We start from the raw sequence: 12738 nt of genomic DNA, 5'->3' as shown, positions 1-12738 counted from the left end.
AGTCGCTGTCGCTATCAGAGTCAGAATCGCTGTCTGAGTCGCTGTCGCTATCAGAGTCAGAATCGCTGTCTGAGTCGCTGTCGCTATCAGAATCGGAATCGCTGTCTGAGTCACTGTCGCTATCAGAGTCAGAATCGCTGTCTGAGTCGCTGTCGCTATCAGAATCGCTGTCGCTATCAGAATCGGAATCACTGTCTGAGTCACTATCGCTATCAGAGTCAGAATCGCTGTCTGAGTCACTGTCGCTATCAGAGTCAGAATCGCTGTCTGAGTCACTGTCGCTATCAGAATCGGAATCGCTGTCTGAGTCACTGTCGCTATCAGAGTCAGAATCGCTGTCTGAGTCACTGTCACTATCAGAATCGCTGTCTGAGTCGCTGTCGCTATCAGAATCGGAATCGCTGTCTGAGTCGCTGTCGCTATCAGAATCGGAATCGCTGTCTGAGTCACTGTCGCTATCAGAATCGGAATCGCTGTCTGAGTCGCTGTCTGAGTCGCTGTCGCTATCAGCATCTGAATCGCTTTCGTTATTACGGTTTTTACTACCACCACTACTTGCTGCTGCAATAATTCCACCCGCAACGAGTGGAACACCCCATAACCATGGGCTTATCCCACCATCATGGTAAAGCAATGGTGTAATTGAATCGATCGGTTGAAAAACAGCATCTGAAACTGGTGTCTGAATTACAGCGGGTACCGCAACGGGTGTTTCCTCCAGATAGACAGCCGCCTCCATATTCGGCTCGACATCAGCGTCCGCATCAGCATCAGCGTCCGAATCAGCATCCGAGTCGCTTTCTGAATCTTTGAATTTAGCCCAGATTAACTTCCCATCACTTCCTTGAAAGACCAAACTATTATCTAGGTTTTGATTATTGTCACTCGCAAAGAAATTCTGAATAACAATCTGTTCTCCATTTTTCAAAAAGACAACAGCATTCGTTCCATCTCTTTTAACTTGCGCAACGTCCTGAATATTTATTTTGACAAGTACAACAGCGGGTTGAGAGGGGGATAATACAGCCGTATTATCCATTGTATTAGAAAGCGTTTTATGACTTTCCTTGGAAATTATTTGTATTTCAGACATGGTCCTGTTCCTCAATTATAATGTATTTGTTTTCAACTGCTTATCAATTAAAGTGCTAAAATTTCACGTATTTTTGTATTTTTACATCCGATACAGTTATCACTTCTACTCTAAACCAATTTTTAAAAATGTTAAACAGTCCTCAAAAAAAAATAGTTTTGAGTGACAAGCCCGAGTTCACAAGAAAATTCAAGCTTTTATTTTTTAATATTTTTTTTTATTTATTTGATTTTTTAATTACATTAAAGCATCAATAAATATGAAAACTGTATTAACTTTTATTAAATAAATAAATCAGATTTAAACTACTCCTCCCTATATAAATAATCTATTTTTTATACGCTATATTAATAACTTAGCGTAGCAATTTAATATTAAAAATTTTCAGGGTCCTCCAAACGTCTAACTTCTTCTCGTTTATTTGGATGATGCATGGTTGCAACTCCATCCTCAGTCTTTTGATCTAATAAAACTTCTGGATTATAAATTGTAATAATTTCTTTACCTGCCGAATCCTCACCAATAATGTATTTAAAACCACGTCGATTCATCTTATTACACATGCGTTGATAAAAGCCTTTTAAACCCTTAGTTTCCGTATTCGGATTATAATAAAAAGCATTCATTACTGCTGGCAAGCCTAAACCACACACCACACCAGACAGCAATACGCTAATAAAAGTATAACCAATTAAAATACTACTATAGGCGCTAAGTGCAGGGATATTTGCAACAGCAAGAATCAATGCTAGCGAAATACCTCCTCTCACACCACCCCAAGATAAAATCGCTAGACTCCCGTTATAACTCTTTTTACGAAACGAAGGAAACAAAGCAAATGCAGAAAAATTCGCGACGAATCTAGATAAATGCAAGATAAGGAAAGCAATAACGCCTCCAATAATCAAACCTGCATTTAAGTCTAAAATAAATAACTCTAAGCCAATTAAGGTAAAAAGGAATGAGTTAATGATCCCTTCGACGGTATGCCAAAAGTGATTCACCTCACGTATTTCGCGCTGCTCACGAATCTCATGCCATTTGTTCCCAACAATCAAACCACCAATAACACATGCAATTGGCGCCGAGGCATGAGCAAATAAAGCAACGAGATACGAACCGCTTGCAAGTAAAGCCGTGGTTAAAATCAATGATTCCATTTCATGCTTGCCACGCAATAAACGCAAGATACCCAACCCAAATGCAAAACCAATGATCACAGCAACAATAATTTCATATAACAAGGTTTCAATTGTTGCGATTAATGAAAAGTGTTCCCCCTGTATAACATTGAGCAACGTCATAAATAAGGCAATACACATTGCATCATTAAACAACGACTCGCCTTCTAGCTTAACCATTAGATGATGTGGTGCACGAATCGAGCTCAACACCCCTTTAACACCAATGGGATCAGTTGCACCCAAGGCTGCGCCAAGGAGTAATAAAACAATAAATGGGACATGATAGCCAATCAGCCATTGAAATAAATATAATAGCCCAGCATAAAAACCAGCACAGAGTACCAATGCAATCGTGGCTAAAATACTGATTGGCTTCCAATAATTCCTTAAGTCTGAGATCTTAAATTTCAAAGCGGACGAAGTTAAGATAAAACAAATTACACCGTTAATTAAAAAATCGTAAAAGTCGATATTTCTTACAGCAGCTTCAATATTATGAATATTAATAGTAATAAACTGATTACCACTCAATAAACTTGCCCCCCACTGCAATATAAAAACAAAAATTGCAGAAACGATCGGCACACCTATGGCTTGTGGGAAACCCAATATACGTTTATTAAAAATAGTCGTTGCTATGGATAATGCAAAAATCACCGTTAATGCTTGTAAAAGAATATAATTACCCATATAACCTCTTTATTGTTCTCAACTCAAAACACTACATTTCATCTAAATTTTAAAAATATCATTCGCTAGACTTAAAAAAATCAATAGAAACCCTCTGTACAAATAAGAAACAAATGAAAAATATCAGCTACTTAGCCAAAGGTATTACATTGATTAATATCACCTGATTTCAAACCTTGCTGAAACCAATGCATACGCTGCTCGCTGCTGCCATGAGTAAAACTATCTGGTACGACCTGCCCTGTAGCACGTCGCTGTAAATAGTCATCACCAATCTTTTTGGCAGCATCCATCGCTTCTTCAATATCCCCTTGCTCTAGAAACTGAGTGCGTTGATGATTTTGGTGCGCCCAAATCCCAGCAAAACAATCTGCTTGCAACTCCAAACGAACTGAAAGTTGATTGCCTTGAGTTTGACTCGCTTGAGCACGTGCTTGCTGCACTTGACTCGAAATACCCAATAAATTTTGAATATGATGTCCAACCTCATGAGCAATTACGTAAGCTTGAGCGAAATCACCCGCTTGATCTTGACGAGAAAGCTCAGTTTGATTTTGCTCTCCCGAAATGCCCATTTGCTGCCGCATATCTTTAAAGAAAGAGGTATCAATATAAACCTTCTGATCAGCAGGACAGTAAAATGGCCCCATAGCCGCTTGTGCCGAACCACAACCAGAACGAACTACGCCACTAAATAAAACCAACTTAGGTGGTTTATAAGTCATTCCTATTTGCTGAAAAATAGGTGTCCACGTATCCTCTGTATCAGCCAAAATGGTTCCAACAAAATCGCTTGCTTCTTTTTGATCAGCGGTTAAGTTTTGAGGCACACTCCCATCTTGGGTAGATTGAGCACTTGTCACTGCTTGGGTTGCCTGATAAGCCTGCTGTGGATCAACGCCAAAAAATTTCCATGCAACAAAAGCGATTACCAAACCTATAATACTAATACCACCAGCTTTTGCTCCGCCACCACCACGACGATCTTCAACATTGCTACTCACTCGACGACCTTTCCAACGCATAAACACCTCACACGCTTACAATGATGACGATCTCTTTCTAAGCAGATGCTTTTGACCATGCTTTTTGAATAAGACCCACGACAATCAATACAATCACACCAGCAACTAAACCGACCCCAAAATTAATCAATGTCGGTGTTACAGCACCAATGATTGAGCCGAAACTAGGAATAAGTTCTAAATGATCTACTGTTTCTTCAGTCAAATGATGTAGCAATGGAATCGTATGTGTGATGATGCCGCCACCGACTAAAAACATCGCAATCGTCCCAACAATAGATAAAGTTTTCATTAAGACAGGGGCAAAAGCGAGTAATCCACGTCCTATTTTATTTTTAAATTCAGAAACTTGTTGGGTTAAATACAAACCTAAATCATCAATTTTTACAATCATCGCGACGAAACCATAGACCCCAATGGTCATGGCAATTGCAATAACACTTAATACTGACACTTTAGTCATAAATGCTGCTGTTGCAACGGTACCTAACGAAATCACCACAATTTCAGCAGATAAAATAAAGTCGGTACGAATTGCGCCCTTTACTTTTTCTTTCTCAAACTTCTCTAAATCAACCTCTACTTCTTGTAGGTTTTCATTCGCCTCTTCAGCTGTTTTTGCTTTTTTATGGTGGAATGTGTGGACTACTTTTTCCACGCCCTCATAACAAAGAAATAAGCCACCAATCATTAATAATGGGTTAATTAGCCATGGGGCAAAAACACTAATCAACAGCGCTAATGGGACTAAAATTAATTTATTTACAAACGACCCTTTTGCAACACTCCAAACAACGGGTAATTCGCGATCCGAACGGACACCACTCACTTGTTGTGCATTGAGCGCTAAATCATCTCCCAATACACCTGCTGTTTTTTTTGCAGCCATTTTGCTCATGACCGCCACATCATCTAATACCGTTGCAATATCATCGAGTAATAACAATAGACCACTGGCCATTTTATTTCCTAATTTGTAGTTATTTTTCTATTGTAGAATCACTCAATAAATTCACAACATTAATTTAATAAAAATTTGAAGCAATCGCTGACGAAAAAAAATTATTTACCGTACAATAATCCCAATCTTATATTGATCAAATCACTGAATCTTGGAACATATCATGAGTAATGCTGATAATCGCCCAATCATTTTGACAGGCGACCGCCCTACTGGACAACTTCATCTCGGACACTTCGTCGGTTCATTACGTTCACGTGTAGGTTTACAAGATAGTCATCATCAACACCTTTTATTGGCGGATGCCCAAGCACTCACGGATAATGCTGATAATCCAGAAAAAGTACGCAATAACATTCTGCAAGTTGCGTTAGATTATTTAGCGGTCGGTATTGACCCAAGTAAAACCACCATTTGTGTACAGTCTTGTTTGCCTGCGCTCAATGAACTCACGATGATTTATCTCAACTACGTTACCGTAGCGCGTTTAGAGCGAAATCCAACCGTAAAAGCAGAAATTCAGCTTCGTAACTTTGAACGCGATATTCCAGCGGGTTTCTTATGTTATCCAATCGCTCAAGCAGCAGATATCACTGCATTTAAAGCAACGGTTGTCCCTGTCGGTGAAGACCAACTACCAATGATTGAGCAAACTAACGAAGTTGTTCGTCGTGTCAACCGCCAAATCGGTCATGATCTATTGCCTGAATGCAAAGCATTATTATCAAATATGGCGCGTTTACCTGGTTTCGATGGTAAAGCCAAAATGTCGAAGTCTTTGGGCAACACTATTGTGTTAAATGCTTCAGATAAAGACATCAAAAAAGCTGTGAACGCGATGTATACCGATCCAAATCACTTGCGAATTGAAGATCCAGGTCAAGTGGAAGGTAACATTGTATTCACTTACCTCGATGCTTTTGATCCGAACAAAGCAGAAGTAGAAGAGTTAAAAGCACATTATCGTCGTGGTGGTTTAGGTGATGGTGCGGTGAAAAAACGCCTAGAAGGTATTTTACAAGAGCTGATCGCCCCAATCCGTGATCGTCGTGCAGAGCTAGAGAAAGATCCTGATTACATCATGGATATTCTCAAACAAGGTACTGAAAAATGCCGAGATATTACGCAGCAAACGCTGGATGAAGTAAAAGCAGGATTAGGATTATTCAAATTCTAATTTAGTTTATTTTTCACAAAAAAAGTCCACAAAATGGGCTTTTTTTGTATAAACACTTGATTTAAGTCTAATTTAAGAACTTTTCTTTAAAATCAAAAACTAACACTTTTTGTCACTTATTAACATCTATTAACAGTAGGTAACACGAATACCCATGAATCTGGTCAGGTTTTTAAATAATATAGCGAAGTAGGTTAGCAAACACTAATCTCATGACATTTCTCCTTTTCAACCGAAACTGTTTTAAACAGATTCGTTGTTCAACGCAGTGATCACCCCAATCATTGCGTTTTTTTTCGCCTGCAACAACGCGTAATTTAAGTTGAATTTAAAGTCACTTACATTTATCCTTATAACTGTTTTATTTTTATAAAAATTTATTAATTCTTTCAAAAAAAGAAATAAGAGTAATGCGAATGATTTTAGAACTCCTCACCCACCCATCCAATTTTATTTTTAGCATTGCATTATTGCTCTGTTTATTTATTGGTGTTCTTGAAATCATTTTATTATTACTGGGTGGCAGCTCTAGTTTCTTTGAACAATTTCTACCAGATAGCCTAACTGAAATCAATAATGCCGATGTCTCGATTGAACATTCAAATAACGTATTTACTCAACTTCTAGAGTGGTTATATCTGGGTAAAGTCCCACTATTAATTTGGCTGATCATTTTTCTAACTGCTTATGGGTTAACTGGCTTAATTATTCAGAATATTTTTTTCCTTTTGACTGAGCATTATTTTTCAGCTTGGTTGATCGCACCAGCATGTCTGTTTCTTTGTATGCCTATTGTGCGCTATAGCGCTGCTTTCGTTGCAAAAATTATCCCAAAAGATGAAACCACCGCGATTCATAGTGATGAACTGATTGGACTTACCGCACAGATTATTTTGGGTGAAGCAAAACCCAACTCCCCTGCTCAAGCGAAAGTTAAAGACCAATTTGGTCAGACACATTATGTCTTGGTTGAACCGGAACTTGATATTATATTTCATCAAGGACAAGACGTTATTTTAACGCAAAGAACCAAAATTGGCTTTCAAGCAATTGCCACTTAATTTTTTATATTATTTACATAGAGGGTATTTAAATGCTTACTTCAGCATTGACTGAAATTCTAATTATTACGGGTATTATTTTTGCTGTACTGATTTTTATTGGTGTTGTAATTGCTCGATTATATACACGTTCAAGTAAAGAAGTCTCTTTTGTACGTACAGGTTGGGGCGGTGAAAAAGTGATTTTAAATGGTGGTGCGATTGTACTACCAGTTTTACATGAAATCATTCCTGTAAATATGAATACTTTACGCTTAGAAGTGAAACGTGCTGCCGACCAAGCTTTAATTACCCGTGATCGTATGCGTGTCGATGTTATGGCTGAGTTTTATGTTCGCGTTAAACCAACGGCTGAATCAATTGCAACGGCTGCTCAGACGCTGGGTAGAAAGACCATGTCCCCACCTGAACTAAAAGATTTAGTTGAAGGTAAGTTTGTAGACTCTTTACGTGCAGTTGCCGCAGAAATGGCAATGGAAGAGCTACATGAAAAACGCGTCGACTTCGTGCAAAAAGTTCAGCAAGTGGTATCAGAAGATTTATCAAAGAATGGTTTAGAGCTTGAAACAGTGTCATTAACAGGCTTGGATCAAACCAGCTTTAAATTCTTTAATCCACAAAATGCGTTCGATGCTGAAGGTTTAACCAAGCTGACAGAAACCATTGAGGATCGTCGTAAAAAACGTAACGATATCGAACAAGATACTGATCTTGCCATTCGCAGTAAAGATTTAGAAGCTGAACGTAAACGTCTTGAAATTTCACGTGAAGAAGAATACGCAAAACTACAACAAGAGCGAGAAATTTCAATTCGAAAAGCTGAACAATCGGCTGAAATTGCGTCTCAAGAAGCTGGCAAAAAACGTGAAGCTGAAGAAGCACGTATTGCTGCTGAGCGTGAAGTTGAATTGAAGCGTATTGCAGCGGCGCGTGATGTTGAAAATGAAAATATTCAAAAAGCACAGCTCATTCAAAAAGCAGAAGTTGAACAAAAGAAAACCATTGAACTTGCAGAGCAAGATCGCGCCATTGCCATTGCTGAAAAGTCTCGTGCTGAATCTGAAGCCAAAGCGCAAGCCGATAAAGCACGTGCTGAAGCAGTAAAAGCAGAAGAAGAAGTAATCACCGTGCGTGAAACACAACGCGCAGAGCGTCAGAAAGCCGTTGAATTGGTTGCAGCAAAACAATCTGCTGAGAAAGATGCGATTGCGATTACGGTGGCTGCTGATGCAGGTAAAAAGGCTGCTGCTGATGAAGCTGAGGCAGTCCGTATTGGTGCTGAAGCCGAAGCTGAGAAGGTTCGCTTAAAAGCAAAAGGTGAAGCGGATGCAAAAATATTGCTTGCTCAAGCCTTAGAAAAACAATACCAAGTTGATGCTGAAGGTACACGTGCTGTCAATGAAGCAGCCAACGTACTCTCTGCTGAACAGGTAGAAATGCAAGTACGCTTAGCACTTCTTAAACATTTACCAGATATTATCCGTGAAAGTGTTAAACCAATGGAAAATATTGATGACATCAAGATTTTACAGGTCAATGGTTTAGGTGGTTTTGCTGGTGGAAGCGGCGGATCTGGCGAAGCAGTTGAAAATAGCCAAGCTTCTTTATCTGATCAGGTCGTGAATAGCGCCCTACGCTACCGCTCACAAGCACCATTGATCGATAGCTTGATGAGTGAACTTGGCTTACAAGGTGGTGATATTAATGGTTTGACTCAGAACTTAAAGCCAAAATCTGAATAAATTATTTATTCACTCCAATAAAAAACCCCAATAAAAAATATTGGGGTTTTTTTCAGATTAAAATCTAACGTATTACGCTAAACCTTTCTCTTTCAATACTTGCATCATTGTTGAACCAAGCTCAGCTGGGCTACGAGTGTAAGCCATTCCCGCACGTTCAAATGCAGCGAATTTCTCTTCAGCAGTACCTTGACCACCAGAAATGATTGCGCCAGCGTGACCCATACGCTTACCTTTAGGTGCAGTTACACCAGCGATGTAACCTACTACAGGCTTAGTCACGTTAGATTTGATGAATTCAGCAGCTTCTTCTTCCGCTGTACCACCGATCTCACCGATCATGATGATTGCATCAGTATCTGGATCGTCTTGGAACAATTGAAGCGCTTCGATCTGGTTCATACCTGGGATTGGGTCACCACCAATACCGATACAAGTAGACTGACCTAAACCAAGCTTAGTTGTTTGAGCAACCGCTTCATAAGTCAATGTACCTGAACGTGAGATGATACCAATACGACCTGGTTGATGAATGTGACCTGGCATAATACCAATCTTACATTCGCCTGGAGTGATCACGCCCGGGCAGTTAGGACCAACTAAACGTGTACCGTTACCGTTAGTTTCTAAGTAGCGTTTTGCTTTAAGCATGTCGATTGTTGGAACACCTTCAGTGATCACAACGATCAGGCTAACGCCAGAATCAACTGCTTCAATGATTGAGTCTAAAACGAATGGAGCTGGTACATAGATCACAGTTGCATCAGCATGTGTTTCACGTACAGCTTCTTTCATTGTGTTAAATACAGGTAAGTCAAGATGAGTTGAACCACCTTTACCCGGAGTCACACCACCGACAACTTTTGTACCGTAGTCTAAAGCTTGTGCAGAGTGGAAAGTACCGTTTTTACCAGTAAAACCTTGTACCAATACTTTAGTGTCTTTATTAATTAATACGCTCATGATTGATACTCCTTACGCTTTAACTGCAGCTACAACTTTTTCTGCGGCATCAGATAAACCGTTCGCAGAAATTAATTTCAAACCAGATTCATCAAGTAATTTAGCACCTAACTCAGCGTTGTTACCTTCTAAACGAACAACAACCGGTACAGTTACATTTACTTCTTGAACCGCTGCAATAATTGCTTCAGCAATCATGTCACAACGTACGATACCACCGAAGATGTTGATTAAAACACCTTGTACAGATGTATCCGCAAGGATGATTTTGAACGCTTCGATTACGCGCTCTTTAGTCGCACCGCCACCAACGTCAAGGAAGTTTGCAGGCTGACCACCATAAAGCTTGATGATGTCCATTGTAGCCATTGCAAGACCAGCGCCATTCACCATACAACCGATGTTACCTTCTAAAGCAACATAGTTAAGATCAAATTCAGATGCTTTTAATTCACGCTCATTCTCTTGAGATTTGTCACGTAAAGCAGCAACTTTAGGTAAACGGTAAAGCGCGTTAGAATCGATACCTACTTTCGCATCAACACATAAAATATCGCCATTTTCACGAACTGAAAGTGGGTTAATTTCAAATAATGCAAAATCATTTTCTACAAATGCTTGGTAAGCAGCAGCCATAATTTTTACAAATTGGCTAATTTGCTTGTCTTTCAAACCTAAAGCAAACGCAACTTCACGCGCTTGGAATGGTTGTAAGCCAACAAGTGGGTCAACTTCAACTTTGATAATTTTTTCAGGCGTTTCTTCTGCAACTTTCTCGATTTCTACACCACCTTCGGTAGAAGCCATGAAAGTAATACGACGGCTAGAACGGTCTACAACCGCGCCCAAATAAAGCTCACGCTCAACTGGGTAAACGTCTTCAGCAACGATAATGCTGTTAACTGGTTGACCATTTGCATCTGTTTGATACGTTACTAAACGAGTACCAATGATGTTGTTAGCGAATTCAATAACATCTTCTTTAGATTTTGCAACTTTAACACCACCAGCCTTACCACGGCCACCAGCATGAACTTGCGCTTTCATTACTGCGAATTTACCACCAAGCTGTTCAAATGCAGCAACTGCTTCGTCTGCATTGGTTGCCAAGATACCTTCTTGTACTGGCATACCATATTCTTTCAATAACGCTTTAGCTTGATACTCATGTAAGTTCATTTAGTTACCTACTATGTTGTTTGTGTGATACAGCCTAGATGTACTTAAAACTAGACTGCTACATATTGAGTAAATGATCACCTTATAAAAGCGATCATCATCATTCAAAAAAAGTGTGGCGAACCACACTTTTAATTTATTTACGCTTACGTTGAATCGCGTGGATTGCACGACCATCAACAGCAAGCGCTGCTTCATGTACAACTTCAGAGAATGTTGGGTGACCAAAAGTCATCAATTGTAAATCTTCAACTGAAGATACAAATTCAAGTGCGATCATACCTTGATGTACGATATCAGATGCATTTGGACCAACAACGTGCATACCTAACAGGCGATCTGTTTTGGCATCAGCAACGAATTTAACAAAACCAGCAGTATCACCAGCAGCCAATGCACGACCATTCACCGCAAACGGGAATTGACCTGCTTTAACTTCATGACCTTTTTCTTTAGCTTGTTCTTCAGTTAGACCAACCCAAGCTGCTTCTGGATGCGTGTAAATAACACTGATGATCGTGTCATAGTTCACTTGAGCAGCATGACCGTGAATACGCTCAACAGCCATTACGCCCTCTTCCATTGCTTTATGTGCAAGCATTGGACCACGAACTAAGTCACCAATTGCGTAAACGCCTTCAACAGATGTTAGACATTGATCATTGACATCAACCAAACCACGTTCAGTCAATTTAATACCAGAGTCTTCTGCCAATAGACCTTCTGCATACGCTTTACGGCCTACACAAACGATGAGCTTGTCAAACACTTGCTCTTTGTCTTCGCCAGCTTGGTTATACTTAACGGTTACTTCGCGACCGTTAATTTCTGTGCCAGATACTTTTGCACCGATACGAATATCTAAATCTTGTTTTTTCAAGATTTTTTGATATTCCTTCGCTAATGCTTTGTCCGCCATCGGCAAGAAAGTATCCATTGCTTCAAATACAACAACTTCTGCACCCAAGCGACGCCATACAGAACCAAGTTCTAAACCGATCACACCTGCACCAATCACACCCAGACGCTTTGGAACTTCTGGGAATTTTAATGCGCCAGTCGAGTCAACGATTAAGTCTTCATCAACAGGTGCTACAGGAATATTTACTGGGACAGAACCCGTCGCAAGAATCACGTACTTAGGCTCTAAAACCTGTACATCACCCTCGAAAGGCGTAAATTCTACTTTTTTACCAGCAAGTAATTTACCCGTACCTTGTAACCACTCGATACCATTACCTTTCAGTAATTGAGCAACACCACCTGTCAATTGTTCTACAACTTTGTCTTTACGAGCAAGCAAAGTATCTAAATCAAATTTAACTTCGCCTGTGCTAATACCGTGTTCAGCAAGTTCATGAATCGTTGCTTCATAACGGTGAGAAGAATCGAGTAATGCTTTAGAAGGGATACAACCCACGTTTAAACACGTACCACCTAGAGATGGCTTACCGTTGTGAATACGTTTTTCGATACAAGCAACTTTAAAACCCAGTTGTGCAGCACGGATCGCTGCTTCATAACCACCAGGTCCACCGCCAATAACAACAAGATCAAACTGTTGAGACATTTTTATCTCCGATTAATCCCCCTAAATCCCCCTTTTTCAAAGGGAGACTCCCCCTCTTTAGTAAAGAGGGGTTAGAGGAGATTTATAATTAAT

At 39.8% G+C, this 12738-nt stretch carries 10 protein-coding genes; 3 read left to right on the top strand and 7 right to left on the bottom strand.

Features of this window, described 5'->3' with window-relative positions:
• The 4 genes from MMO38_RS16690 to MMO38_RS01695 all read right to left on the bottom strand — a co-directional run.
• Nucleotides 1-1093, bottom strand: a 1093-nt coding sequence (locus MMO38_RS16690) for a BapA prefix-like domain-containing protein (RefSeq protein WP_347005726.1), incomplete at its 3' end; no start/stop codon positions are given.
• A gap of 374 nt (nucleotides 1094-1467) precedes the next feature.
• Nucleotides 1468-2967: a sodium:proton antiporter gene (locus MMO38_RS01705; RefSeq protein WP_241322257.1), complete on the bottom strand. Its 1500-nt coding sequence runs from the start codon at nucleotides 2965-2967 to the stop codon at nucleotides 1468-1470.
• A gap of 131 nt (nucleotides 2968-3098) precedes the next feature.
• Nucleotides 3099-3992, bottom strand: coding sequence for a neutral zinc metallopeptidase (locus MMO38_RS01700; RefSeq protein ID WP_241322255.1), 894 nt, complete (start codon nucleotides 3990-3992; stop codon nucleotides 3099-3101).
• A gap of 37 nt (nucleotides 3993-4029) precedes the next feature.
• Nucleotides 4030-4953 carry a DUF808 domain-containing protein gene (locus MMO38_RS01695; RefSeq protein ID WP_241322254.1) on the bottom strand — a complete coding sequence of 308 codons (924 nt, stop codon included), beginning with the start codon at nucleotides 4951-4953 and terminating at the stop codon, nucleotides 4030-4032.
• 163 nt (nucleotides 4954-5116) lie between these two features.
• Here MMO38_RS01695 and trpS point away from each other — a divergent pair, with 163 nt between their 5' ends.
• The 3 genes from trpS to MMO38_RS01680 all read left to right on the top strand — a co-directional run bounded on the left by trpS (nucleotide 5117) and on the right by MMO38_RS01680 (nucleotide 8933).
• Nucleotides 5117-6130 (top strand): tryptophan--tRNA ligase, encoded by a 1014-nt coding sequence (trpS, locus tag MMO38_RS01690; protein ID WP_005195577.1) that lies wholly within the window; start codon nucleotides 5117-5119, stop codon nucleotides 6128-6130.
• 416 nt (nucleotides 6131-6546) lie between these two features.
• Complete coding sequence (locus MMO38_RS01685) at nucleotides 6547-7191, top strand: YqiJ family protein (protein ID WP_241322252.1); 645 nt, start codon at nucleotides 6547-6549, stop codon at nucleotides 7189-7191.
• Between the two features lie 32 nt (nucleotides 7192-7223).
• A complete protein-coding gene (locus tag MMO38_RS01680) occupies nucleotides 7224-8933 on the top strand; it encodes a flotillin domain-containing protein (RefSeq protein WP_241322250.1) in 1710 nt (569 codons plus the stop codon).
• 72 nt (nucleotides 8934-9005) lie between these two features.
• Here the strand turns inward: MMO38_RS01680 and sucD are convergent, their stop codons facing one another.
• From sucD to lpdA, 3 genes are all read right to left on the bottom strand, one after another.
• Nucleotides 9006-9896 (bottom strand): succinate--CoA ligase subunit alpha, encoded by an 891-nt coding sequence (gene sucD, locus MMO38_RS01675; RefSeq protein ID WP_004669189.1) that lies wholly within the window; start codon nucleotides 9894-9896, stop codon nucleotides 9006-9008.
• A gap of 12 nt (nucleotides 9897-9908) precedes the next feature.
• Nucleotides 9909-11075, bottom strand: coding sequence for an ADP-forming succinate--CoA ligase subunit beta (gene sucC / locus MMO38_RS01670; protein ID WP_003655470.1), 1167 nt, complete (start codon nucleotides 11073-11075; stop codon nucleotides 9909-9911).
• Between the two features lie 136 nt (nucleotides 11076-11211).
• Nucleotides 11212-12645: a dihydrolipoyl dehydrogenase gene (gene lpdA / locus MMO38_RS01665; protein WP_121928580.1), complete on the bottom strand. Its 1434-nt coding sequence runs from the start codon at nucleotides 12643-12645 to the stop codon at nucleotides 11212-11214.
• Nucleotides 12646-12738: the final 93 nt, after the last annotated feature.

It is taken from the genome of Acinetobacter sp. NIPH 1852, from assembly GCF_022549455.1.
Lineage (GTDB): Bacteria > Pseudomonadota > Gammaproteobacteria > Pseudomonadales > Moraxellaceae > Acinetobacter.
The sequence above is the reverse complement of the archived record's forward strand: the minus strand, read 5'-3'. Positions and strand labels throughout refer to the sequence as shown.

Coding starts and splice junctions, on each gene's coding strand:
- MMO38_RS01705 (WP_241322257.1), bottom strand. CDS start 2,967: ATGGGTAATTATATTCTTTTACAAGCATTAACGGTGATTTTTGCATTA.
- MMO38_RS01700 (WP_241322255.1), bottom strand. CDS start 3,992: ATGCGTTGGAAAGGTCGTCGAGTGAGTAGCAATGTTGAAGATCGTCGT.
- MMO38_RS01695 (WP_241322254.1), bottom strand. CDS start 4,953: ATGGCCAGTGGTCTATTGTTATTACTCGATGATATTGCAACGGTATTA.
- trpS (WP_005195577.1), top strand. CDS start 5,117: ATGAGTAATGCTGATAATCGCCCAATCATTTTGACAGGCGACCGCCCT.
- MMO38_RS01685 (WP_241322252.1), top strand. CDS start 6,547: ATGATTTTAGAACTCCTCACCCACCCATCCAATTTTATTTTTAGCATT.
- MMO38_RS01680 (WP_241322250.1), top strand. CDS start 7,224: ATGCTTACTTCAGCATTGACTGAAATTCTAATTATTACGGGTATTATT.
- sucD (WP_004669189.1), bottom strand. CDS start 9,896: ATGAGCGTATTAATTAATAAAGACACTAAAGTATTGGTACAAGGTTTT.
- sucC (WP_003655470.1), bottom strand. CDS start 11,075: ATGAACTTACATGAGTATCAAGCTAAAGCGTTATTGAAAGAATATGGT.
- lpdA (WP_121928580.1), bottom strand. CDS start 12,645: ATGTCTCAACAGTTTGATCTTGTTGTTATTGGCGGTGGACCTGGTGGT.